The 24,770-nt window shown below is 68.2% G+C and carries 14 protein-coding genes; 5 read left to right on the plus strand and 9 right to left on the minus strand.

The window, feature by feature from the left end; all coding sequences use genetic code 11:
- Window positions 1–293: 293 nt before the first annotated feature.
- The 8 genes from dpdD to dpdE are packed head-to-tail and all read right to left on the minus strand — an operon-like array spanning window position 294 to window position 18,331.
- Window positions 294–2,549, minus strand: a complete 2,256-nt coding sequence (gene dpdD / locus ElP_RS26110; protein WP_145275181.1) for a protein DpdD — start codon at window positions 2,547–2,549, stop codon at window positions 294–296.
- Window positions 2,546–3,073, minus strand: a complete 528-nt coding sequence (gene dpdK / locus ElP_RS26115) for a phospholipase D-like domain-containing protein DpdK (RefSeq protein ID WP_145275184.1) — start codon at window positions 3,071–3,073, stop codon at window positions 2,546–2,548. Before dpdK ends, dpdD begins: the two co-directional genes overlap by 4 nt.
- Window positions 3,070–7,626 carry a protein DpdJ gene (gene dpdJ, locus ElP_RS26120; RefSeq protein ID WP_145275187.1) on the minus strand — a complete coding sequence of 1,519 codons (4,557 nt, stop codon included), beginning with the start codon at window positions 7,624–7,626 and terminating at the stop codon, window positions 3,070–3,072. The genes dpdK and dpdJ overlap by 4 nt, the downstream gene beginning before the upstream one ends.
- 24 nt (window positions 7,627–7,650) lie before the next feature.
- Window positions 7,651–8,358, minus strand: coding sequence for a hypothetical protein (locus tag ElP_RS26125; RefSeq protein WP_145275190.1), 708 nt, complete (start codon window positions 8,356–8,358; stop codon window positions 7,651–7,653).
- Window positions 8,355–11,453, minus strand: coding sequence for a protein DpdH (gene dpdH / locus ElP_RS26130; RefSeq protein WP_145275193.1), 3,099 nt, complete (start codon window positions 11,451–11,453; stop codon window positions 8,355–8,357). Before dpdH ends, ElP_RS26125 begins: the two co-directional genes overlap by 4 nt.
- The gene (gene dpdG / locus ElP_RS26135) at window positions 11,443–12,366 is read right to left on the minus strand and encodes a protein DpdG (RefSeq protein ID WP_145275196.1); all 924 of its coding nucleotides are present in this window, start codon (window positions 12,364–12,366) and stop codon (window positions 11,443–11,445) included. The genes dpdH and dpdG overlap by 11 nt, the downstream gene beginning before the upstream one ends.
- Window positions 12,363–14,966: a protein DpdF gene (dpdF, locus tag ElP_RS26140; RefSeq protein WP_145275199.1), complete on the minus strand. Its 2,604-nt coding sequence runs from the start codon at window positions 14,964–14,966 to the stop codon at window positions 12,363–12,365. Before dpdF ends, dpdG begins: the two co-directional genes overlap by 4 nt.
- Complete coding sequence (gene dpdE, locus ElP_RS26145) at window positions 14,963–18,331, minus strand: protein DpdE (RefSeq protein ID WP_145275202.1); 3,369 nt, start codon at window positions 18,329–18,331, stop codon at window positions 14,963–14,965. The genes dpdF and dpdE overlap by 4 nt, the downstream gene beginning before the upstream one ends.
- Window positions 18,332–18,724: 393 nt before the next feature.
- On the opposite strand from dpdE, the gene ElP_RS26150 reads away from it, so the two are divergent.
- The 5 genes from ElP_RS26150 (at window position 18,725) to ElP_RS26170 (ending at window position 23,920) form a co-directional block, all read left to right on the plus strand.
- On the plus strand, window positions 18,725–19,573 hold the full coding sequence (locus ElP_RS26150) for a hypothetical protein (RefSeq protein ID WP_145275205.1): 849 nt from the start codon (window positions 18,725–18,727) through the stop codon (window positions 19,571–19,573).
- Between the two features lie 13 nt (window positions 19,574–19,586).
- A complete protein-coding gene (gene dbpB / locus ElP_RS26155) occupies window positions 19,587–20,702 on the plus strand; it encodes a DGQHR domain-containing protein DpdB (RefSeq protein ID WP_197446380.1) in 1,116 nt (371 codons plus the stop codon).
- A complete protein-coding gene (gene dpdA / locus ElP_RS26160; RefSeq protein ID WP_145275211.1) occupies window positions 20,699–21,964 on the plus strand; it encodes a tRNA-guanine transglycosylase DpdA in 1,266 nt (421 codons plus the stop codon). Before dbpB (ElP_RS26155) ends, dpdA begins: the two co-directional genes overlap by 4 nt.
- Entirely contained in the window at window positions 21,961–23,154 is a 1,194-nt protein-coding gene (gene dbpB / locus ElP_RS26165; RefSeq protein WP_145275214.1) for a DGQHR domain-containing protein DpdB, read from the plus strand. Before dpdA ends, dbpB (ElP_RS26165) begins: the two co-directional genes overlap by 4 nt.
- A gap of 67 nt (window positions 23,155–23,221) precedes the next feature.
- Window positions 23,222–23,920 carry a 7-carboxy-7-deazaguanine synthase QueE gene (locus ElP_RS26170; RefSeq protein WP_231749266.1) on the plus strand — a complete coding sequence of 233 codons (699 nt, stop codon included), beginning with the start codon at window positions 23,222–23,224 and terminating at the stop codon, window positions 23,918–23,920.
- A gap of 42 nt (window positions 23,921–23,962) precedes the next feature.
- On the opposite strand, the gene queC is transcribed toward ElP_RS26170, so the two are convergent.
- Entirely contained in the window at window positions 23,963–24,679 is a 717-nt protein-coding gene (gene queC / locus ElP_RS26175; RefSeq protein ID WP_145275221.1) for a 7-cyano-7-deazaguanine synthase QueC, read from the minus strand.
- Window positions 24,680–24,770 lie beyond the last annotated feature (91 nt).

Raw genomic sequence — 24,770 nt, forward strand, 5'->3', positions numbered from 1 at the left:
CGGCCCGCCTGCCTCCATTCCTCCCCACGCCCCGCAACCGATCGATTCATCGGAAGGACTGATCAGGATGGTGGCATGACCAAAGTCACTTCTGACAAAGTGCAGCCAGATACCCAAGTGGATGGTCGAAGCGATTATTGCTCGGTCGCAGAACTTCGGTTGCCGGCCGTACCTCAATCGGTTCGCCTGATGCTTGCTTTCGGGGGGACCCAATCAGGGTGGAGCCAAGCCTTGCGGATGGCCGCTGCTGGGGCGTCGCTACGCCGCCTCAGCGTTCAGCCGTTCGACACCTCTCAGCGTCCTGAGAGGTAATCGCGCACAACGCGCAGCATGCTCGCGCTCCCCTTACCGAGCGGGCGGAGGAGCGGCATGTGGGGGGGACGATTCTTCGAGATGAAATCGGTGGCGGCGTGGGTCGCGCTTGCGACTGCCATGATGAAGAGATCGGACTGCCGCGCGAGCTGACGGAGCCGGCTACCGCCCCCCGTCTCGTGACAGAGCGAGACCCGGACGCCTGGGGCTCGGGACTCGAGGATCTGCTTTACCTGCCGCGCCGCGACCTCGTTGAGGGTGTAGATGGCGACGGACGTATCGGCGAGGCCTGCCAAGAGATTGGCCGATGCGTGAGGTTGCTCGGAGATGAGCGGGAACGCTCGGTCGATGAGCGCGTCTTCGCCGAGGTCCCGGCCGAGGGCCGTCAGCAGATCGCGTTGCTCGGGCCCGACCTTGCGGAGAAACCCCTGGCATCGGCCGGCTATCGACCGGAACAATTCGGCCAGGGGCTCCGGCGCGGGGCGGGGGAATGCGGTAAGGAGTTCAAGCGCATCGAGGACCCAATCGAGAGTCGCTGGTGAGGCGTACGCGTCCCAGAGTCGATCAACGTATTCGACGAGCCCCCGATACGACCCCGCGTCGCCCGTCCCGAGGCCGAGGAGGGCCTCGAGCAGGTCGTTGAAGACGATCAGGTCCGTCAGCCCGCCTTCGGTGCTGACGTAGAGTAGCTCCGTGAGCCAGGCGTAGATTTCTCGGAAGGCGGGATTCGGCCACTGAGGATCGCGCCGGAAGAATTCCAGAAGGTGTGGCAGGCAGTCGCAGAGCACCCGCTCGGCCGCCTGGGAACGGTTGCGCTGGAGGGCGCCCGAGAGCTGGCCGATCGCTCCGGGGCGGGCACATAGACCCGACAAGGACCACTCGAACGCGCCCTGCCGCGCGAACTCTCTCGCGCCCCGTCCCCCGTCGTGCCGATCGAGATACGCGAGCCAGGAGGTCCAATCAGAAGGGACCGGGACAGCATCCCCCGCATCGCCTTCTTCATCCGGAGTGGGCTGGAGCCGGTCCCAGAGGTGCTGATTCAACCGGCCGCGGAGGAACACCGCCCGCGCGTCGCCCGGGAGAGACTGGACCGCCTCGACCGCAGCGGATTTCGCCTCGAGCGTGCCGAGCTCGACCGCACACTCGCAGAGGAGCCGGGCGCGCGCCGGAGACGGCGGTGCGGGACGCATGATCGAGAAGGCTCGGTCGTAATCCGCTTCGGAGGCAGCCCTCCTTGCGAGCTCATATGGCTCGCCGGCATCGACATCCGGGGTCCCCGGCGCGAGGCCTGCGAGGGCCTCGAGGAACGACCGGTCCGCCTCGGTGAGGCCTTCGGTGGCCCGGAGATCGTCCCGAACGCGAAGGAGCGGCGGGTCGCTCGCGACGGCCCTCAGCATGAAGGTCTTGACCGCCTCGGCGGACTTGAGGCCGGCTCGCGTCGCGTAGAGCGGGCCGTAGCGTGGGAGCACCTCCTCGCGGAAGACATGGACCGCCCTCTCCGGACCCCCGAGGCTCTCCACGTGCGAAAGGTGGACCTGGTAGGCCGCCCGGATGAGCGCCTCCGTGACCGCGAGGGGACGCCGCATGCGGAGGAGATCCCGGAGCGTTGGCAGTGCGAGCAGTTCATCCCAGCGCCCGAACGAGGCGAGTGCCTGCACCTTGAGGAAGAGGAGGTTCAGGCCGTCGAGGTGGTGCTCGTCCCGCAACTGCACGAGCCGCGCGTCCGCCTCCTGCTCGTCCAACGCCTGGAGCGCCATGAAGTAGTTGCGGAGAACGCGCCCGACGGGTTCCGGCGCCGTTCGCTCGCGGGTCCCTCGGCGATCGAGCACCGTCCTCATCCGCTCGAGGGCCATCCAGACAGCAGGCGCGGCACCGGCCGAGTCGTCTCCCCGAAACCGGTAGCAGAGCCCACCGGTGAGGGACTGCACTGCGGAGTCGACGCTGTCACCGGGTATGGGCGAGGCACGCTGCCCGCGGAAGGTCGTGTAGGTCGGTCCGACGAAGGCGGTGAGCGCCTCTCCGATGGCGCGGAACTGTCGCTCGTCGAAGGCGAGGCCGTACCAATCGACCATCCTGCCCTCACGCCAGCAGGGCAGGACCGACGGGAGCGGGTCTCCCTGCCGGATCCGTTCGACCCATGGCCGGATACGTAGATCGCGGTCGATGGTCAGCCGATTCGGCTCCGAGAAGAAACGGTCCAGGAACGCGTCGATCTCTGGCAAGGATGGGCTGCTCATCTCCCCTCACCTCCCCACCGATGGGAATGGAGGACGCGGTTTTCGGCAACGAACGCGGGGTCGGTCGAGTATTGCACGGCCTCCTCGTTGAGCGAGATCCCGCTGAAGGTGAAGTTCATCGAGCCGCTCAGGTAGAAGCCGTCGCCGAGGATCCCCTTCTCGTGGAGCTCCTCGGAGACGTGCAGGTGGAGCGGAAGATCCTCCGCTTCGGCATGCCTCCTGAGCCGGTCGAGGAAGGCGTCGTTGTGAGGCACCGGCCGGGTCGCTACGTGCACGGTGCTCCCGAGTTCGATCAGGCGGCCGAGCACCTGGCTCAGCCTCACCTGGCTGCGTGCCCAGCGGGGTTCGAAGCAGAGAAAACCGTTCGCGCGGTTGTCGATGACCGGGATGTCCGAGATCCAGGGGGAGACCAGCCACAGGCAACGGCTCGGGCAGAGGAACTCCGCGACGAACACGAGCTGGAGGAGATCCGAGATCTGCTTGGCGCTGGCGCGCGAATGGATAGCCCGATGCTTTGCGGTCACGGGAGCACCTCCCGGAGGTCGAGCGTGATGGAGATCGTCTCTTGCTCTTCACTCGCCTCGGCGACGTGCGGGAAAAGGTGGAGGAAGCCGACCTCGACGGGCTCGACGCCCAGGGCGAGGAGGGCCTCTTTGAGCTCGCGCCGCCCCTCGATGGGCGCGGAGAGCCGGACGGCCCCCCGGCCCGCGAGCGTACGCTGAACCTCGGCGGCCCAATCGGGTCCGAGCGACACGGTCGCTTCGCCGACGCGGATCAGGTCCAGGAGGATCTCGCGGTCGGGCGGCGGCGATGAGGCGTAGGGGTTGAAGAAGGAGAGCCCTTCGGAACGGACCTGGAATCCCCTCGGCCAGAGGAGGCCGTAGATGACCTGGTAACGCCAGAAGGGGTCGTGGTGTGGGAAGGGACCGATCGCTGCGAATTGGCCCTGGAGCTCGGCGCTCTCCGCCGCGACGAAGGCGAAGACCCGCGGGTCGATCTCGATCCCCAGCCGCATCTCCTCCTCTCGCCACCGGACGACGAGGTCGCGGAGCAGGGAGTCGGTCGCCGGAGAGCTCCCGGGCCGCAAGACGCGGGCGTGGAGGGCGCTCACCAGGGCGTGATTGACCGTGAAGCCGCGGGCGGCGAGGTCCCTCCGGAGGTTCGCCGACGCCCCCTGCAGTGCGGCATGACCCTCGGCCGATCGCATATCGGCGAAGGCTTCTGCGAGCCCGGGGTCGGTCGTGATACGCTCCGCGACCCGCGAGAGCTCGCGATCGACGCTCTCGAAATCGGTCGGGGCGAGTGCGCTCTCGACCAGGCGGAAGAAATGGCGCGGGTCGGCGGTGTAGGCCCTGAGCACCTCCTCGACCACGCCGCCGCCGCCGATCGTCGACTCGGTGACCCAGATCTCCTCGAGCCCCTCAGGTGCAGCCGGCGCCTCGGGAGGGCGTGGGCCCGCGCCGAGGTCGAGGACGAGATCGGCCGACTCCAACTGCGGGCAGGAGAGCTGACAGGCCTCCAGGAGAGCACCGCCGAGGGTCGCCTTGAATCGCTCGGCCGCCCACGCGCGGTAGCCCTCGTCTGGCTCGATCCAGAGGAGCGGTGCGAGCGACTCGAGGGAACGGGTGACCGCCGGGTCGCGGCAGAGTGCGAGCAGCACCCCGTGAACGCGCTGACGGATGGGGCCATTCCCGTTCGGATCCTCGAGGCTCTGGAAGATGACGTCGAGCACCCGCTCCATCTCGGCGGAGACGGAAGCCGCATGAAGCCGCCTGTGGGCCTCGTCGAGGGGGACACTATCCGCCGCCGCACGCGTGATCAGCGCGGAGAGATAGATCTGGGACAGCCACTCACGCTGGAAGTGGTTCGTCATCAGCCCGATGGCGGGCTCGTGCTGGACCCGCTCGCGAAAGTAAGCTGTGCGAAACGACCGGACCTTCCGCTGGTTCGGGTGGCCCGGGGAGAGGCCGAGGTCGTCGGGGACCCGGAAGCGGCAGACGATCCCGTCCGACTCTTGGGTGAAGCCCAGCGCCGCCGGCCGGCCCGAGTTGCGCTCCGCGAAGCGGATGACCGTGTCGGTCTGCGAGCCGTCGCGGAACGAGAGGCTCGCCCAGGAGGCGACCGCGAAGCGGCGGACCTGGACGTGGTTGTGATGGTTGTGCGTGTAGAAGCGGATCTCGTCGAGGATCGACGCCCAGGCCGAGCCGCGGGGGGGCTCGAAGCGGAGCCGATCGTCCTCCCGGGCGGGGCTCAGCTGCGAGCGCCATTCGAGCTGAGCGTTCGAAGTCGGCAGGACCGCGCCCGGTGCCGGAGTGGTCGTCATCTTCCACGGGCGAAGGCAGCGGACCTGATCGACTCCGTGGTCGCCCCAAACCTGGAAATCCCCTTCGTCCTGGTACTCGGTGCAGAGGTCCCCAACGAAGAACGTCTGATCGGTCCGGGTGAGGTCCGGCGGCGCGACCCAGTGGTTCGCGAACGCATGCTTGTAGCCAAAGCGGCGCGTCACCCGACCGGGCGCGAGGGTTCGGAGCGCCTGCACGATCGGGAGGAAGTGGCTCTCGGTATCCTGGTTCCTGATCTGGGGCGGGACGACCACCTCGACCTCCGGGAGGTTGAGGTCGCCGAAGAGTTGCTGGGGGACGAAATCGGGCAGCGGATGGTCGTTGATCTGGAGGTCCGTGTCGGGCTCTTCCGGCGTTGCGGGGACTCGTCTCCAGCGGGACTCGAGGCGCCGCAATAGCGTCGGGACGACGGCCGTGTAGATGGGCCTCGGCGGGTCCCAGAGGATCGCCCGCGTCTCCTCAGCGGTGATGCCCAAGGCATCCTGAAGATAGGCCTCGAGCGGGTCGCAGACCTCTCGCACCCCCTCGATCAGATCGACCAGGACTCGGCAGACCCACTCCTGCCTTCGCTTGGTCGCGTCGGCCCAGGGCCCCGTGCCCCTCGGAGGGCCGCTGAGGTCGCGCCAGAGGCTCCCCTCCGGGAGCTCCGCGGGCAGGCGCCCTGCGAGCCAGTCCATGAATGCGAACGCCGCCTGCATGCGAAGGACGTAGCGGTTGGCCACCGGGAGCTTCCGGAGGGGCAGCTCCGGGTCGAACAGCTCGTCGTATGCCTGGTAGGCGAGCCTGTCCCGGCCATAGTCGGAGAGCACGACGACGGTCCACGGCCGCATGCTGCGCCGTCTCCCTGCGCGGCCCTTCCGCTGCAGGAAGGCTGCCCAGTCCCTCGGGGCCTTGTGCTGCATGACGGCGCCGACGTCGGGGTCGTTGTAGCCGACCTCGAGGGCGGCGGTCGCCACGATCACATCGCTTGCACGGTCGACCCCGACATCCTGAGAGCTCGTCCTGCCGATTCGAAGCGGCCGGGCGAGCCGGAACGGGTGTCCGACGTCCTCGCTCACCTGCCAGGACTGGCCGGCGAGCAACCGCGCGGCGTTCTCGGGCGCCGCCGATGACCTGAGCGCGGCGAGCGGGGCGGCGCCGGCGCGAGGACGGTTCCAGCTGTCGAGCCCCTCTGCGTCCTGCAGGTTGTTGTACAGGCGGTTCGTGACGTCGAGGTCGTCGGTGAAGACGAAGACGCGCCTGCCGAAGAGGCCGCCGCTCGGATCGCCCGTCGCCGGGTCGAGCACGCGCCTGAGGAGCATCGCGGTCTGGATGCTGGTCGAGAGGAGGCTCGTCCCGGAGCCCGGGTCACCCCGGAGAGCGAGCAGGTATTCGTCGCTCTCGGGAACTCGGTCGAACTCCCCGTCCCGCGGCGAGACCTCCTCGACCGCCCCCGAGCGGAGTCCTACCAGTTGGCCGAAGTATTCCGCCGCGGAGCGGAGCGTGGCGGAGAGGCCCGTAAACTGGACCTTGCTCCCGACCGCGTGGTGCCACCGCCGGAGGAGGAGCGCGACCTGGGCCCCAGAGACGCCCGCGTACGTGTGGACTTCGTCGAGGAGGAGCACCTGCGGCCTCCTCACACGAGGTCCGAGGCCGAAGATGTGCCCGTAGCGGGAGTCGCCCATCTGCCGATTGAGCATCTCCGTCGTGGTGAAGAGGAGGTCGGGAGGGGTCTGGGACATCCGCGAGCGGGTCAGGAGGACCTCATCACCCCGCAGTACGGTCCCGCATCCCGCCCTCTCGCAGCGGAGCTCCTCGGCGTTCCGGGCGACGAGTTCCGCCGGCCAGACGAGGTCTCCCTCGCAGTTCGGGCAGCGGAGGAACGGGCAGAGGTAGCCGCCGGACGGTGCCTGGGCCCAGGTCGAGTAGCGGCTCAGGTCGCCGGCTTGGTGCGGAGTCGGGCCGAAGAAGGCGCCGATCGCCAGCTTCCGGCCGGCCGAGGAGGTGAGCAGCCCGTCGAGGCGGCGCGCCTCGGTGTAGGCTTCGGAGAACTGGTCCTTCAGGAGCTCGTTCCTCGGGTAGATCGCGAGCCCCTTCGTCCAGAACGAGGCTCGCTCGACCAGCCCCGCGAGGTGGCTGAGCGCCGGCAGGAAGAAGGCGAGCGTCTTACCGGTCCCGGTGCCCGCCCCGACGATCACCCCGCGGCTCGATCGGGACTCGTTCAGGTCGAGGAGGATCCTCCGGAGCGCCTGGAACTGGAAATCGGCGAGCAGGAGGGCGTCCGGACGGTTGGCCCTGAGCAGGAGCTCCAGCGCCTTCCGCTTCGGCGCCGAGAGCCTCACCTCGGCGCCGATCGCCTCGAGCACCGCCGCCGGGTCCAGGTGACGCGTCGGGTAGCGGCGGGGGCGCCTGTCGAACCGGAAGTCGGCGACCAGGGTCGGGGCGATCCTCCAGGGGCGACCCGGGAAGAGTTGCCGGAGCCTGGCGAGGAGCCTCACCGCCTCCGCCATGCGCGTCCGGTAGAGCTGCCTCGACCCGAGCAGCATGGGGAAGAGCAACTTCCGATCGATCAGCTCGTCTCGGAGTTCCCCTGCCGAAAGGTCGATCCCGCGGGATGCGATCGCAGCCTCGGCATGCTCTTCGATCTCCTCCGCGGTGAACCCGCCGTCGACCACGCCCCAGGAGAGGAGCTTCGATTCCTCCCGCTCGAGCACGTCCAGGAAGTGGCGGACGACCGACTCGAAACCATCGATCATGCCTGAGTCCTTGACGGGACAACCTTAGTTGGTGAGTCGGACTGAGAAGGAGTTCAGGATGCCGTGGTCGTGGAGCCATCCCCTCACCTCGTCGGTGAGCAGCTCGATCGACGCCCCCCGCAAGGATGCAGCTGATCGGAGGAAGTCGAGGACCGAAGACGGGAGCTCCCCGCCGCCGAGCTCATCCCAGGAGCGTCGGAGCGACTTAGCGACGTTCGTGAACGCCTCGAAATCCTCGGTCGTCATCGGGAGAGCTTGGCGGGCACGTTCGCACTGCTCGGCGAGGAGGCGGATTCGCCCGACCTCCCGCGGGAACGCCGCGGCAAGGACGTCGAGCACCTCGCGGTTCGTCGAAGGGATCCGTGCGGCGGTGTAGCTCGCCCAGCGTTCCCGGAGTTCGGCCTCGAGCGCATCGGCGAGCGCGACGATCCTTCGCAGCACGCCGTTCATCCCGAGCGTCCGTTCGTCGAGGATCGAGTCGGCGCCCTCCCGATATTTCGCGTGCAGCTCGGCGATCGCGGCCCGGCATTCCTCGGCGGAATCGAGGCGGATCTCGCCGACTCCAGCGGCACGGAGGGTGCGGCACACGTTGACGAGAGGCGCCAGGCGCGAGACGTGACCCGCGAGGAGGTCGCGGGCCCGCTGGAAGCGGTTCAGCTGCTCGACGTGGATGCGGAGCCGTCGCTTCTCCGCGATGCGTTCGGAGAGCCTGCGGCACTCGTCGACGATCATGCCATCCCTCCCGCGACGTCGCCCAGCAGCGCCTCGATTCGCGTGAACTGCTGCTCGATCTCTTGCTGGGTGGCCTGGAGCTCGCCCGCGCCTTCGAGCTGGGCGATCTCGGATTCGACACGCTGGAGCGAGCCGTTCAGGAACTGCTTCGTCTGCTCGATGAACGCGTCGGTCGAGGCCATCAGGTCATGGTAGTCTCGACTGAGTTCGACGAAGCATGCGGACGGCTCGGAGCCGGCTCGGAGCCGCTCCATCGCCTCGAGGCATTGGTCGAATCGAACTCTGCGGAACGCCTCGACCGCGGCCTCGTACCGCTCGCGGCCGACGCCACCGAAAACGCCCTCGTCTCGGGCCACCCGCATCGTCTCCTGGACGGCTTGGATGAGGTCGGAGCGAGAGCTATCGGCCCCGACCTCGTCGGTGACGCGATCGGACCAATCGAGGTATCGCGTGCGTTCCTCCTCGATCGCCCGCGGGAGGAGCGCATCGATCTTCTCCCTGGCCTTGCGGACCGCGGAATAGGCGTCCCAGAGGTCGTCCGGAACCCCTTCGTGTGGAGTCCAGTCCCTCCGGACCGATCGCATCGGATCGACCAGCCGGGACGCGTCGATCACCTGGACCCGCGGGAAGCCCCCCTTCGTGCAGGCGATCCGGGACAGGACGATGTCGATGAGGGCCTGCTGCTGGTCGCGGAGCGTGCGAAAGAGCTCGCGCCAGGCGGGGGTGCGGTGTTCGAATTCGATCCCGTCAACCGGGGTGAAGAGCGCGCCGAGGTGGTCCTCCAGCGCCGTCTTGCTCGCGGGCGGCCTCCCTGCCATCCGCGCCGTGATGGCGAGCACCTCCGCCGCGGCGGGCACCGGGTCCCAGGGCTCTCCGGATCTCCGCGGCTTCCGCAGCTGCCCGAGGACGTGGTCAGACCAATGGCCGAGCTCTTGTGCGTACCAGCGGAAGTAGTAGCTCCCCGGTTGGTGGTCGAACTCGAAGCGCCAATTGCCGTGGTGGCGGAACAGGAGGAGCGCCTGGAGCGAGATGGCCGTGTCGGTGAAGGAGCGGCCGTCGGTGGGGAGGACGAGCAGCACCGCGGCCTGCCCCTGGGCCGTCCCCATGCGGTGGAAGTTGACGCTCACCCGCTTGAACGGCTTCATGCCGCTCTTCTGGGAGATCGAGCTCCGGACCAGCAACTCCGAGTCCCAGTCGATGTGCGCCTGGACGGCCTCGAAGACGAGGTCCCGAAGTTCATTGACCAGGTTCTGCGAGAGCCGGCCCCCGTTCTGCCACTCGTTGAGCAGCCTGAGCTGCTCGTCAAGCCGCGCCGGGAGAGCCACCTCCCGCGGCTCAGGGTCCGGCTGCGGCGGACGAGGCCCCGGCCGGACCGGCCGCTCCGGTTCCGGGGGAGCGACCGAACCGTCCCCGAGCGGCGGGAGATCGAACGCCTCGTGGATGCCCGGGTCGAGGTCGGCGACCCGCTCGCCGTCCGTCCAGAGGTCGACGAGCGCCATGCGTCGATCTCGGGTCGCAGGGTTCGGGTCGCGCCGCAGGAGCGCCTCCTTCACCGGGGCGGAGAGCCTCGGCCCCTTGAAGTGCTCGAGCAGCGGCGGCGACGGGAACCGCCCCTCGCGCAGATCCTCCTCGTAGGCGACGAGGACCCGGCGGAGGACGTCCTTGAGGAGCAGCCTCGGGTTGAAGCCCTCCGGGCTCGCCCGCTCGAGCATGCGAGAGAGCGCCTCGGTGGTGAACGGATAGAGCCCCACTTGGGCCGAGGTGCCGAACGCCTGGTGACACTCCTCGCGGTGCTCGCAGGCTTCGCAAGCAATCGGCGGCGTGTCGCCGTCCGAGGCTCTTCGTTCCTTCGCGGCGTCGTGCCACCGCGCGAGCTGCTCATCCCCGAGCCGGGAGGCGTTCAGGTACCGAGCCACGAACTGCTCGATGTCGCCCGGCGTCACGCCGTTCGTTCCGTCCTGAGTCTGGACGTCGAGCGCGACGCAGAAGTCGACGCGGGTCTGGACGGTTTGGAAGAGGCTCCGGAAGTATCCCGTCGTGCAGGCGAGCGCGGTCCGCATCACGCAGAGCCGGCCCCGGCCCTCCTGGCGTGGCTTCGCAATGATCGCCTCGAGGAGCTGCATGTCGATGCCCTGCAGCTTCGCGAAGTCCTCGACGAGCAGGATGAGCTCGGTGTCGTTCGCGGCGAGCGCCTCGCGCACCTCGAGCATGAGCCTGAGCAGCGCGTCGCCTCTCAGCTCGAGGAGCTCCGCGATCGCCGTGCTGAGATGGGCGTTGAGCCAGCTCACGGTCCTTATCTGGAGCATCCGCTCGGCGATCAGGCTGCTGTAGAAATCGGCCGCCTTCTGGCTCGCCCGCTGGATATCGCTCGCCCTTAGCGGCAGATCCTCCTCCTTGAAGCCGCGCTTCTCCTCGAGGCGCTCGACCCGGCCCACGTTCCCGATCGTGTGCTGGACGAGGTGGTGGATGATCCCGCCGTCCCGGAGCAGTTCGTCGCGGAAGAAGGGGTCGTAGAGGAGGTTCGGCAGGTTGTGGACGAGATACTCCTGAACCTCGTCCAGGTTCCGCATCTGGTGCGGGCCGTTCGGCCCGCAGGCGACCGCGAGGTTGTTGAGCAGCTTCTCACGCGCCTCCCGCTCCGTGCGAAGCTCGCTCGTCGCGCGGAAGAGCCGCGACCTGTAGTCGTCGAAGCGGGGCCCATCCGTGCCGGGGAGGCGGAGGATCCGGTCGAGCACGTCCCTCAGGTTCGTATCGACCTTCGGGATCAGGAGCACGTGGCGGTTCGCGGCCCGCGGCACGTTCGACGCGAGCCAGCGGATGAGGTGAGACTTCCCGGTCCCCGCCTCGCCGAGGACCGGGACGAACGCGAACTCCTTCGGTGCGAGGAAATCCCGCAGGAGCTGTTCCTCGGGGTAGGCCGCCTGGGCCGCTCGGTCGGGCCGGTCGCCGCCGTAGAGCGCCGTCAGTGTCGAGCGGGACATCTTCACCGGATGGTGGGTGGCGGCGAAGACGTGGTCGGCCGGTTGGAGCGCCTCCGTGTCCATCACCTGCTCGACCCAGGCCGGCTGCCAGCAGACAAACCTCCTAAACGGCATCAAAAGCTCCTTGCTGGGCGACTGGAGTCCAGGTCACGTGCGAGACCGGTACGCTCCGGTCGCCGTCCGGGAGGATCAGGTGGTTCGCGTCCGACTCCCGGGTGAGCTCGACCTCGCCCTCGTCCCGGAGCCGGAGCCAGGCGTGGGCGGTCGTCGTGGAGAGCTCTTGCGGGGCACGCGGCGGGACGTAGCGCTCGACCTCGGCCCTGAGCAAGCCCCCCTCGAAGGCGGGGCAGAGCTTCGCGAGCAGCGTCATCACCTCGGGAAACGACCGCCGGATCCCCCGGTTCCCCGCGAAAAGTGCGGGCAGGCGGAGCCGAAGCTGCGCGGTGGGATCGGGGGTCAGGATGCTTTTGTCGCCGACGGAGTGTGTCCACGCGAAGCCGAGGAAGCACGCCCAATCCTCGAAGTTGCCGTAGCGGGCGTTGTTCGTGATCCGGAGCCGCTCGCCGCCGATCTGCTGCTGGAGTGCACCCTCGACCGACGGCCAGTTGCTCGGTGGATCGTACGCGTCCTGGGCGAGGTACCAGGAGATGGCACACCCCAGATCATGGTTCGCCGGGTTCTCCGGGGCGAAGAAGAGGTCCGCGAGGATGAGCGGGAGGTTGCCTTTCGTCTGTGTCGAGGCCGAACCGTCCAGTTGCAGGTCCGGGCTCAGCTCGACCGTGTCTTCCTCGCCGCGGAGGAGGAGGCCCGCTCCGAGGCACTCGTTGATCGCCTCGCGCACCATGTCTCTCCCACCCCCCTCGTCGTCGCCGCCCGCCGAACGATCGGAGCGGCGGGAGAGCGACTCGGGGGCGAGGAGCTTGCAGAGCGATTCGATCGATTCTCGGTGGCCGCGGGCCTTCCGCAGGAACCGATAGACCCCGATGACGCGACTCGGGACGGCGTATGGCTGGGCCAGGACGCTCATAGACCGATCCTCATGCACAGCTCCTCGATCCGGAAACTCGGAGCGCGGACGGTGTCCCGGAGCCGGCAATGCGGCTTCGCCGGGTCTCGAACCTCCGCCGGAAGCCACAGAACGCGGGGTGCGAGCAGCCGGTCGCACCGGTCGGCGGCAGGTACGAGGCCGGGTGGGAGTTGTTCTTCGGTCCAGATCGCGAGCGTCGGTACCCGCGGGAGGCGGAGGGGCTGCCAGCCCGGGTTGAAGAAGACGAAGCACCCCTCCATTGGCCGGACGACCGGCCGGATCCGGTCGAGGACGGCGGGAGGCGCGGCGATAGTCCTGACCCCCTTGGCGATGAGCCAGCGGAGCATCCGCTCCCGGCGTTGACGCTCCGCAGGGCCGTGGTCCATCGAGCGATCGTCGAAGAGGAATAGGAGCGAGCCCCCGCCGAACATCCGCGCGAGCTCTTCATCGAGGACGAGCCCCGTCCGCTGCCAGATGGGCAGCGGATCGGGCATGGCCCCGACGAACGCCGCTCGCCCGCTCCGCCGGCATGCCGGGCATCCGCCGCAGCTCCTCGATGTGGCAACTCCTGGCCGTGGCGAGTCGCCTCCGCGGTCGGGGAGTGTGTACGCCTCGGCGAAGACGTCCGCAAGGCAGCGGCCCGGTGAGAGCGCCTCGAACATCAGCCGCAGGCCGTTCCGCGTCGTCCGGTCGCCCAGCCGCCGGCTCCCCTCGATCGTCGTCGTCCAGGTGTTCCCGAAGTCGAGGTGCCCCTCGTCGAGGATCCGGAGCACCCGCTCGTTCCGGTGCCTGTCGAGTTCCGATTGGTGGCGCTCCTCGGCGTCGATCGGATCGGACTCCTCTCCCTCATCCGGGCTCGGAGGGGGCTGGGCGTCGAGCTCAATGATGCCGGCCCGGCTGAGCAGGGTCAGCGTGCGGACGTTCCAGGCAACGTTGTAGCTGCTGTTCTCGAAGACGCCGTAGCCATAGCTCGGCACGGAGTCGACCCGGACTCGGACTCGACCGTCGGGGAGCTCGGTCCGCCCGTGGAAAATCGCCTTCCACCGCTCGAACCCCTTCTCGACGGAGATGATCGCCTTCTGATTGAGGTCCGAGGCCACGGCGCGGTCCGAAGGCGTGTGGAGGAGGAGCGAGAGGCTCGCCTTGCCATCCCGGCCTCCGCGTCCGACCTCCTGGTAGAAGCGGTCAATGTGCTCGGGGATGCAGGCGTGGATCACCGCTCGGACGTCGCCCTTGTCCATCCCGAGCCCGAAGGCGGAGGTGGCAACGACGGCGTCCAGGTCATCATATTGCCATCTGCGGATGATCTCCGAGCGATCGACGGCGCCCGTCTGCCCGGTGACGACGGCGGCGCGGAGGAATCCTTCCCCACGGAGGTTCGAGAGCCACGCGTTCGCATCCTCGACGGCAGAGACGTAAAGGATGAGGGGCCGCGGGAGCAGGCGGAGCGATTCGAGGACGCGTTCCCGCCGTTCCTCCTCATCCCGGCAATCGGCGACCCAGTAGCTCGGCTCCGGGCGGAGCTGGACGGAGGAGACGACGCCAAGGGGGCCGGGGCGCCCGAAGAGGGTTTCGAGGGTATCGAGGCAGGACGAGGTGAGCGTGCCGGTAAGGAGCAGCGTCCGAAACGGTTCCCCGGGGCAGCTACGCAGGAGGTCGCGCCGCAGGCCGGCGAGCTCCTGGAACTCGGAGCGAAACCCATCTCCCCACTGGTCGATGATGTGTGCCTCGTCGACCACGAGCAATCGGAGGAGACCCAGCCGGGCCGTCGCGTAGACGGCGCCCGCGAGCGAACGGAGGAGACTCTCCGGCGAGGTGAAGACGATCCGCTGCGTCCCCTCCCGGATCCGCTCGCGGATCCCCCCATTACGCTCGACGTCCGCCTGCGTGGTCCCGCCGAAATAAGCGGTCGGATGCCCGATAAACGGTTCGAGGGCCCGTTCCTGATCGAGCGCGAGCGCGGTCGTCGGCACGACGACGACCGACAGCCCCTTCGGATCGACGAGGCTCGCGACTTGGGCGCAGAGGCTCTTCCCGGCGCCAGTCGGCAGGTTCACGACGAGGGTCGACCCCTCCGGGGCGGTGAGGAGCGAGCGAACGCCCTCACGCTGGCCGGAGCAGCGATACGACCGCCACCCCGGCAGCGCGTCGAGGAACGGGTCTCCCGGCAGGTCCAGGCCGTAGGATCGCCTGGGCCGCTCAGCGAAGACCTCGCGGTCGGGGGGGTGATGCGCCGCCCCTTGCAGCCACGGCGGGCACCACGGACGAGCGACGATGTGGAGGAGCCCGGTCGCGGTGGCCCGGACCTCGATCCCGAAGCGCCTCCACTGCTCGCGGGACGGCCACGGCGGGGCGTCAGGCACGGCGACCAGGGGCGAGGCACCGTCCTGCGATTCCTGCTCCCGTCGGAGCACGTGGCGAACGAGGGCCGCAAGGTCCGCAGCGCCGGGGCTCTCCGGCGAGCCGGAGCCGATGTGCCGCAAGGCGCGAAAGAGCCTGCCGTTGCAACGGTCTCGAAACCGGTGATCGGTGCCGGCGCCGTCGGGCCACCTCGACCTCCCTGCGAGCAGCTCTCGGAGGAGTTGGAACTCGTCGTTCATTCGAGCCCCTCTCCCGACACACCGAGCGTAGGCTCACGACCCGACACGACGAGGAAGCCCACGGAATCGAGCCGTACCGTCGGTGTGCGGATCCCGCTGATGGTCGCTTCGTTAAGCGCCTCCTCGAGCGCCAGGTCGCGAGAATCGCACGCGGATCCTGACGCCGCTTCGTCACGTTCGCGTTCGATGCGCGTCCGAAGCTGGGCGAGCCTCGCGCCGAGCTCACGCTCGGCCCGTCTCGCATACTCCTCGCACCGGTCGCGGAGCGGAGGCGTGCCGCGGTCGAGCACCTCTCGTTCGGAGCGCCTCCGGGTGCGCTCACAGACCTCCCGCCAGCGGGACGGTTCGATGAGCTCGTCGAGGACGGGGAGCCGCTCTTCGCCCAAGTTGTAGTCGCTCCCGCCCTCAGACCGCTTGGTGTACGGCCGCCCGAGGATCTCGAGCAACTCCGGGTCGGAGACCACCTCGCCGTCCGTGTCGAGGTAGACGACCTCGATCAGCGGCGGGAAGAGCGCGTCGGCGAGCCGTTTGAGCGACCTGACAGCGCCGGCAGGCAGGCCACAGTCGGCGAGCACCGACCGCGCGGCCCGGAGGTCTGCGCTCACATGGTAATTGAAGCGGAACCCGGTCCACTCGGCGCCCTCGGCCCGGTCCCACCCCGGCTCGCGGCGCCAGAGGGCGAACGCCTGGCCGCGGTCGTCCCAGTGGAGATAGCTCTCCATGGCGTTGACCAACCCGTCTCCGATCCGGAAGAGCGTCGTCCCGGGGCTCCGCACCGCCTGCGCGCGGTCGAACGTACCAGGTATGTCGAGATGGCTGAGGAGTCGAGCGTGGAGCCAATCGCTCGGGACGAGCGAGCCGAGTTCTCCCCAGCGGTCGCGTTCCGGCGCGTAGAGGATCGTCCGCTCGGTCCGGTAGAAATTGGGATCGCGCCGGAAACGGAGCGTGTCGCCGACCCAGGCGTGAAGATCCGCCTCGAGTTCGGCGTGGGACACCTCAAGCTCTCGGAGGGACGTGAAATAGGCGACGGCATTCTGCTCGAGCGCGTCGATCGCATCGAGCGCATCCTGCTCGCGGATCCGCTCCAGTTCCTGTTCGATGCCCCGTCGGATCGATTCGATGAGGCCGTGCAAGCCCTCGGCCCCGCGGCGGAACGCCTCCAGTCGGAGGTCGGGGAGGCGTTCGTCGACGAAGAACTGGAGGCTCGCGATCGAGGAGTCGAAGACGCGGAACCCCTCATCCAGGACCCGGTACCAGGCCTCGAAGAGCGACGCCTCGCACGGCGGCCCGATGAAGATCGTCGACCGGACCGGCCGATCGCGGCCGATCCGATCGAGGCGCCCGATGCGCTGCTCCATGCGGTTCGGGGAGAACGGCAGATCGAAGTGGATGACCCGCTCGGCGAACTGGAGGTTCCGTCCCTCCTCCCCGGCCCGGTCGCAGACGAGGACGGAGCACGCCGGGTGGAGGCGGAACCGGGAGACGGCCTGCTCGACGGCTTCCGGCGGGAGGCCCCGGTGGTAGCCGGCGACCGCAACCTCGCCGAAGCGAGCAGTGAGCCGGGAGAGGATCGCGCGGCATGCCGTGCCGTAACTGGTGAAGACGACGCACTTTGGCACGATACCACCGCCGCCCGCCCGCCGGACGTTCCTGAGTGCGAGTTCGAGCAGTCGGATCCGATCGCCTTCCTCGGAGGGCTCGCTGAGGACCTGCAGGACCCCTTCGAGCACCTCTCGCTCGCCGGGAAAATGCGGAGTCCCCGAGAGCACTCGCCGTTCGTCTTCCGTGAGATCCTGGCTGAGCGACCCCGATGCCTCGCCCCGGAGACGAGCGATCACGACCTCGGCGAGGAACTCGAACCAGGTCCCAGCGGCTTGCAGGAGCAGTTGAAAGACCCGCGCGAGCGACGCCTCTGTGATTCCCCGCTTGGCGAGTTCACCCTCCGCGCGCCCGAGCGCGATCGTCGCCGAGACACGCCACTCCTCGAGCAGTTCGTGGACCCTCGGCGCACGCTCATCGAGGTCGTGCTCGAGGATCCGGGGCGTTGCCCCGCTCGCCCCGGTGGTTCGGCCGCTGAGGGTCGGCACGTCGACGGAGGCGCGCCGGTTCCGGAGCATCCGCCGGTGGAGGCGATAGGTCTCGCTGATGTGCACGCGGATCGTGCGGATCGCTCGGTCGCGGGCGGCAGCATCGACCGGATCGGCCGCCAGTGCCGAATCGAGGGCATCGGCGAGTCGGAAGAGCGTCCCGTCCTTCGGGAACTCATCTCGCAGACGTCGGAGGCTCGACTCGAGGAGGAAACGTGGCTTGCCCTCCTGAAGCGAGAGCAGGATGTGACCGGTCTCCTGACGCCCCCGCACCCGCTCTCGAAACGCATCAAGATCCGCCAGTCGATAGACCGACGGGTCGAGGAGGTGGAGCATGGCGAGGAAGTCGCGCTCGTTGTTGAGCACGGGGGTGGCAGAGAGCAGGAGGACCCGCTCGGCGTTCCGGCAGAACTCCTCGAAAAGCGCGAAGCGGCGCCTCTCCTGCTGGTCCTCGGCGAAGGCACCGGCAGCGATGTGCTGAGCCTCGTCGATGATGACGAGGCCCCAGGGATGGCGCGCGTACTCCTCGACCAGTTCGTCCGTCCCGATGACCGCGAGGCGCTCCTGACCGAACCGGGCCGCCTGGAACTTCGCTTCTAACTCGTCGCACCACTGGTCGATCAGGAGCGGAGGGACCACGACCAGAGCACGGCCGGCGGGATCGTCGAGCAGAAACTGCCTGAGGATGATGCCCGCCTCGATGGTCTTGCCGAGACCGACCTCGTCCGAGAGGAGGTAGCGTTGGACGGGATCCTGGAGCACCCGCCGCGCGACCTCGACCTGGTGTGGGTACAGTTCGATCTTCGACGAGAGGAGGCCGGTCATCCCGTGGCAGGCGGCGTGCTGCCGGACGAGCGAGCGGAGGAATCGGAACCGCGGGTCGTGGAAATATGGGGTCTCGTGACCCTTGCAGATGAGCGTCTCAATCGGGTCATCGATCGGCGTGAGCGAGCGAACGTAGATCTGCTCTTCCGGCAGGTAGCAGGCCTTCCGGTCCGGGAAGAACACCTCATACTCGCCCCGGTGCTTCCGCCCGATCCGGCCCATGCGCCAGCGGTCGTCCGGGCCGGGGACATAGCACCTGGTCTGAGAGGCGACCTTCTCGATTCGATGGACCTCGGTGGACGGCACCACCTCGCGCGTGCGCCTCGTGAGCGAATGGAGATACTCGACCGTGACGCCCTCCCGATCGCTCGCGATGATCTTCCCGATACCCAGGCGATTGAGGTCGCCTTCAACCCGGACGAATGCGCCGACACGCAAGCCCTGAGCGCTCATTCAATTCCCCCAAATGCCGTGAGGCGTCCGTGCAGGAGAAACGTGACGATCGAGCACGACGCAACTCCGGGTCGTCGGCGGAACACAGTTCAAGCGAGCGCTGTTCGTTCCTCAGTCCGGCACCGTTTCACTTGCCGCGATATCGAGCCGATAGAAAACTATGCGCGAGGTCGAGATTCTCCGGTGCGAGAGGTAGCCGGCCGGCGCATCGACCCATAAGATTGATCACGATGCACCATCCTCCCGTTCCAAGTCCTGGGGAAAGGGGTCGATTTGGGACCGCCGGTCAACGTCCTCATCACCTGCACGAATCGGAAAAAGGTGCCTGCCGCGCCAGGACTTGCGCTCCGCACCGTGCCTGGTTCGACCGTTGCAGAACGTTCCGCCGAGTGGGTGGAACGACTGCGGGCCGACCTGTCTGACCCCGTCCCCGTCGCGGACCTCTACGCCGGCGACCACTGGCATGTGGCCTGTTCGCTCCCGAAGATCGCGAACGACGGCGGGATAAGACTAACGCTCTGGATCTGTTCGGCGGGTTATGGCCTCATCCCATTTTACGGCATGGTTCGCTCGTACGCCGCGACCTTCGCGGCGAATCACCCGGATGCCGTGGACCGGGGGATCGTCGATGTCGATCCGAACGCAGCGAGGCGCAAGTGGTGGGCGCACCTAGCCCTATGGGAGGGCCCCGGTCCGGGAGAGCCGAGGACCATCGCAGAGCTCGCACGGAATCAACCACACAGTATACTGCTCGTGGCCGCGTCGGCTCAATACCTCGAGGCGGTCTCTGAGGACCTGCTGGCCGCGGCGACGCTGATCGACGACCACGAGCGATTGGCCGTCTTCTCCGCGGGCGCGCGCTCGGCATCGCACCCAACGCTCGCCGCCTCATTCATCCCGTGCGATGCCCGCCTGAGCAGGACCTTCGGCGGGGCGCTGGGGTCGCTCAATGTCCGCTGCGTCCGCTTCGCGCTCCAGAACGCAGCTCGCTGTGGGATCAGAACTTCCGCGCTGAAGGACCTGTTCCGGCGGGAGCAGGAGCGGCTCCCGCGGTACCAGACCTACGACCGCTCCCCGCTCAGCGACGACGAAGTCCGAGGCTACGTCCGCGAGGCCCTCGTTGCGGAGCCGGCGGCGCGGCCGACTCCCCTCCTGCGCAGTCTGCGGGATGGGGGCAAGGCCTGCGAACATTCGCGGTTCTGCAGGCTGTTCCGCGAGGTGGAGGGAGAGGGCCGTGCCTAGGAAAAGGAATCCCGTGCTGAGGAAGGCGGCGTTGCGGGTCGAGCAGAACGGAAGGCACCCGCTCTACCTCATGAGCCTGACCGCGCGCGAACTGCACGCCGTCGCCGACATCTCGCGCATCAACCGGGACGATTCCGGGACGCTCCTCGGCTATCAACGGGGCGAGGTGAGGCGGCACGTCCGGGACATCGTGGAGTACCTGGACGGCGACGACGTGCTGTTCCCGAATTCCATCATCATCTCCCTGACGTCCCGCGTTCGTTTCGAGCCGGGGCACGGGGCATGCGGGAGCGATGGGGCATCAACGGGCACGATCTGCATCCCGCTCCCCGGAGATGGGGAGGCGAGGCCGGGCTGGATCGTCGACGGCCAGCAGCGTGCCCTCGCGCTGATGCAGTCGAAGCGGGCGGATTGGCCGGTCCCGGTGAACGCCTTTATCGCGGACGAGGTATCGCTCCAGCGCGACCAGTTCCTCCGGGTGAACAACACCAAGCCGCTCCCCCGCGGGCTCATCTGCGAACTCCTGCCCGAGGTATCCGGCCCGTTGCCTCGTAAGCTCGCGGGGAGACGCCTCCCCTCCTCGCTCTGCGACCTCCTCGATCGCGAGCGGTCGTCGCCGTTCCGCGGCCTCATACGACGAACGTCCCAGGCGGACAGGCAGGCCAAGTCAACCGTCGTGGCCGATGCGTCCCTCATCATGATGCTCGAGGAGAGCATCGGCACCCCCGCCGGATGCCTCTTCCCGTACCACAACATCTCGACCGGAGAGTGCGACCTCGACGGGATCTGGAGCATCCTCGTCGCCTACTGGTCCGCCGTCCGCGAGAGCTTCCCCGAGGCCTGGGGCAAGCCCCCGTCTCGCAGCCGCTTGATGCACGGCACCGGCATCCGAGCGATGGGCCGGCTCATGGACCGCGTGATGGCGGGCTTCCACCCCGGCGAGAGGAACCTCCGCAAGCGCATCGAGCAGGAGTTGAGGCCCGTCGTCCCGATCTGCCGGTGGACCTCCGGCCGGTGGGAGGAGCTCCAGCTCGAGTGGCGAGAGATCCAGAACGTCCCCCAGCACCTCCGGCTGCTCTCCAACCTGCTCGTCCGCGCGTACCTCCGTGGCCGAGGGGGTGCGGCATGAAGTTCTTCTTCCCGGACAGCCAGGACCTCGTCGACCCGTCGTTCGACTTCCTGACCGAGAAGCGATCCGAGACGAGGATCCGACAGCAGCACGACGAGTACCCGCACGAGGTCTTCGCCACGCCGCCCTACGACGGGATGCTCGTCTCCAAGGGGATCGTCGACGGCACCGGCTCCGACGGGGGCCGCTATACGATCGCCCAGCGACAGCGCCTCCTCCGCCAGGGGGTCCGCTCGTTCTTCCGGCTCGAAGGCCGACCGATCGAGACGATGGGCGACTGCGGCGCATTCTCCTACGTCAAGGAGCGGCGGCCGCCGTTCTCCGTCCAGGAGGTCATCGACTTCTACGCGAACTGCGGATTCGACTACGGCCTCTCGGTCGATCACATCATCCTCGCCTTCCAGCCCGGTCTGGACGAGACGTTGAGCGGCTTGGACGTTGTCCCCGAGGAATGGAGGGAACGGCAGCGGATCACGCTCGAGCTCGCGGAGGAGTTCCTGCGGCTCCATCGGGACCAGCGATGCCGCTTCGTGCCGGTCGGGATCGCTCAGGGTTGGAGCCCCCGCTCGTACGCCGAGGCGTTCGGCGAGCTGCAGCAGATGGGCTATCGCTACATTGCGCTCGGCGGGATGGTCCCGCTGAAGACCCCAGAGATCCTCTCCTGCCTCAAGGCGGTGGACAAGGTGAGGCGGCCGGAGACGCAGATCCATCTGCTGGGCGTCACGCGGATCGATCACATCCCACGCTTCTCCCGGCTCGGGGTGGTGAGCTTCGACAGCACCTCGCCGCTCCGCCAGGCGTTCAAGGATGAGAAGGACAACTATTACACGCTCGACCGCACGTACTGCGCGATCCGCGTGCCCCAGGTCGACGGCAATCCGAAGCTCCGCCGGAGGATCGCGTCGGGTGCGGTCGACCAGGCGGAGGCGCGGAGGCTCGAGCAGGCCTGTCTTGGCGTCCTCAACGGGTTCGACGGCGGGCGGTGCACGGCCGATGAGGCCCTGGCCGCGATCCAGTCCTATGAGGGCCTCCACGACGAACGATCGAACCGGGCGAAGGCCTATCGCGAGATCCTCAGCGACCAGCCCTGGAAGCGGTGCCCCTGCGAGATCTGCCGACGGATCGGCATCCACGTGATGCTCTTCCGCGGCGCCGAACGGAACAGGCGGCGCGGGTTCCACAACCTCTACGTCTTCCACCAGAGAGTCCAGCGGGAGAGCGAAGGCTCGCCCGCACGCGGGAGGAGGGTCGGCACCGTATGACTCACAAGGGACGAAACGGCTCGGCGCGGGCGAAGGACGCGACGAAGGAGTTCCGCCTGCCCGCCATCGAGGTCCGCCAGGGGCCCTCGCGGACGCTCTACAGCTTCGCGGTGGACGGGAAACTCCTCTCCCGCTTCACCACCGTGTCGCGGGTGAGGCGGGCGGACGGTGCTGCGATCCGGGGGTACCAGCGCCCCGAGGTGCTCTCCCACATCGCCGAGATCCGCGACTACCTCGAGGCCGGCGACCCGATGATCCCGAACGCGGTCGTCGTCGCCTTCGACCGCCGCGTGCGGTTCGAGCCGGGGGCGGCGTCGGGATCGGAAGGGCGGGGATACTCGCGGGTCGGCTCGCTCGTCATCCCGCTCGACCCGGATCTCGCCGAGGCGGACCGGCCGGGGTGGATTGTCGACGGCCAGCAGCGGATCGCGGCCATCCGCGAGGCGGAGATCGAGAGCTTCCCAATCTGCGTCGTGGCGTTCGTCACCGACGACGAGCAGGAGCAGCGGGAGCAGTTCATCCTGGTCAATTCCACCAAGCCCCTCCCGAAGGGCCTGATCTACGAGCTCCTCCCGAACACGCGGGCCAAGCTCCCGTCGCTCCTCCAGGGGAGGCGCTTCCCCGCCCTGCTCGTGGATCGGCTGAACCACGACGCCGGCTCGCCGCTCCGAGGCCTCATCAAGACGCCGACGGTCGGGGATGGGCTCATCAAGGACAACTCGGTCCTGAAGATGCTCGAGAACAGCCTGACCGATGGCGTCCTCTACCGCTTCCAGGCCGGGGATCGGGAGGGCGAGGCGGATGTCGAGGCGATGCTGGGCGTGCTCCACGCCTTCTGGCGCGCGGCGGCGGAGGTCTTCCGCGACGCCTGGGGGATTTCGCCGCGCCGGTCCCGCCTCATGCATGGGGCGGGGATCGTGAGCGTCGGGTTCGTGATGGACGCGATCGCCGACCGCTACCGGCGGCATGGCGTGCCGGGCGAGGAGCAGTTCCGCCGGGACCTGGAGCCGCTCCGCGAGGCCTGCCGCTGGACCGACGGGTACTGGGACTTCGGGCCCGGCATCCAGCGGAAATGGAACGAGATCCAGAACACGCCGCGCGATATCCAGCTGCTCTCGAATTACCTGCTCGTCCAGTACAAGGCCCGGGTGTGGAACCGGGCCGCCGAAGAGAATCTACTCGCCCATTGAGCGTCGGCCGCCCGCGGCGTGCTCCGCCTTCACGCCGCGGCAGATGCGGGCGAACAGGGAGGTCGAGATGCTCTTTCCGGTAGTCGAGAACCACCGACTGGATGCGCTTCGGGGGAAGCCGGTCGGCAGCCTGATGGTCCACGAGATTTACCGGAGCCTCCAGGGCGAGTCGACCTTCGCCGGGCTGCCCTGCGTCTTCGTCCGCCTCACCGCCTGCTCGGCTCGCTGCGTCTGGTGCGACACCCCGCATGCCTTCAGGGGGGGGAAGGTGTTATCGTTAGACGCTGTCGTCGGGGAGGTGATCGGCTACGGATGTCCGCTCGTCGAACTCACCGGAGGCGAGCCGCTCCTCCAGGAGGAGTCGCATGAGCTGATGACGCGCCTGGCCGATTCCGGAGAGACGGTCCTCCTGGAGACCAGCGGGACCGTCCCCGTCGAGCGGGTCGATCGGCGGGTCCACATCATCATGGACCTGAAGTGCCCCGGTAGCGGGGAGTGCGAGAACAACCTGTGGTCGAACCTGGGCTGGCTGAAGCCGACGGACCAGATCAAGTTCGTGATCGCGTCGCGGGAAGACTTCGACTGGACCGTGGCCGCGATCCGCGAGCACGGCCTCGACCGTCGCTTCACGGTCCTCTTGAGCTCGGTCTTCGGCCCGGTGAATCCCGCGGTGTTGGCCGAATGGCTCCTCGACTCCGGCCTGAACGTCCGCCTGCAATTGCAGCTCCACAAGTACATCTGGGAGCCGAACGCACGCGGCGTCTGAGGTGAACTCTCTCGCTTCGCCCCTGTCGCTCGTTCCGTGGAATCAACCGGTGCTCGCATAAGGGACTGGATCCGGGATGCCGAGACTCTCGAAGGCCGCAAGCCTCACGCGGCAGGCGTCGCACCTCCCGCATGAGCGGCCGTCCGGGGCCGGGTCGTAGCAGGTGTGCGTGAGGCCGTAGTTGACGCCGAGCTCGAGCCCGCGCCGGATGATCTGCTCCTTCGAGAACCGGAGGAGCGGGGCGTGGACCCGGAAGCGGCCGCTCCCTTCGACGCCGGCCCTCGTCGCCAGGTTGGCGAGCGCCTCGAAGGCCTGGAAGTATTCGGGGCGACAGTCGGGATAGCCGCTGTAGTCGACGCAGTTCGCGCCGGTGAAGATGTCGTAGGCACCGAGTGCCTCGGCCCAGGCGAGGGCTAGGCTCAGGAGGATCGTGTTCCGAGCGGCGACGTATGTGATCGGGATCCCGTCTGCGATCGCATCATCGGGGCGATCCTTCGGGACCTCGAGGGCCGCGTCGGTGAGCGCGCTCCCTCCGAAGGGCCTGAGATCGATCTCCTGCTCGAGGTGACGAGCGACCCCGAACGCGCGAGCGACCCGGCCGGCCGCCTCGCGCTCGACCGCGTGACGCTGCCCGTAGAGGACCGTCAGCGCGTACGGCTCGAAGCCCGCCGCTTTCGCCTCCGCGAGTACCGTCGCCGAGTCGAGGCCGCCGCTCAGGAGCACGACGGCGATCCGCCGCTCTGTTACCGATTCTGTCACGAGACCACTCCTGGTGGGTCGGTGAAGTGTGCGCCCCGAAGCGGCGAGCGCGGGCGTCAACGCCGGGGCAGAGATCGCCGAAAATCACCCG

The organism is Tautonia plasticadhaerens (assembly GCF_007752535.1).
In the GTDB taxonomy this organism is placed as follows: domain Bacteria; phylum Planctomycetota; class Planctomycetia; order Isosphaerales; family Isosphaeraceae; genus Tautonia; species Tautonia plasticadhaerens.

Bases quoted from the DNA above. Each gene is read 5' to 3' on its own strand.
- dpdD (WP_145275181.1), bottom strand. From the start codon at position 2,549: ATGAGCAGCCCATCCTTGCCAGAGATCGACGCGTTCCTGGACCGTTTC.
- dpdJ (WP_145275187.1), bottom strand. From the start codon at position 7,626: ATGATCGATGGTTTCGAGTCGGTCGTCCGCCACTTCCTGGACGTGCTC.
- ElP_RS26125 (WP_145275190.1), bottom strand. From the start codon at position 8,358: ATGATCGTCGACGAGTGCCGCAGGCTCTCCGAACGCATCGCGGAGAAG.
- dpdH (WP_145275193.1), bottom strand. From the start codon at position 11,453: ATGCCGTTTAGGAGGTTTGTCTGCTGGCAGCCGGCCTGGGTCGAGCAG.
- dpdG (WP_145275196.1), bottom strand. From the start codon at position 12,366: ATGAGCGTCCTGGCCCAGCCATACGCCGTCCCGAGTCGCGTCATCGGG.
- dpdF (WP_145275199.1), bottom strand. From the start codon at position 14,966: ATGAACGACGAGTTCCAACTCCTCCGAGAGCTGCTCGCAGGGAGGTCG.
- dpdE (WP_145275202.1), bottom strand. From the start codon at position 18,331: ATGAGCGCTCAGGGCTTGCGTGTCGGCGCATTCGTCCGGGTTGAAGGC.
- dpdA (WP_145275211.1), top strand. From the start codon at position 20,699: ATGAAGTTCTTCTTCCCGGACAGCCAGGACCTCGTCGACCCGTCGTTC.
- dbpB (WP_145275214.1), top strand. From the start codon at position 21,961: ATGACTCACAAGGGACGAAACGGCTCGGCGCGGGCGAAGGACGCGACG.
- ElP_RS26170 (WP_231749266.1), top strand. From the start codon at position 23,222: ATGCTCTTTCCGGTAGTCGAGAACCACCGACTGGATGCGCTTCGGGGG.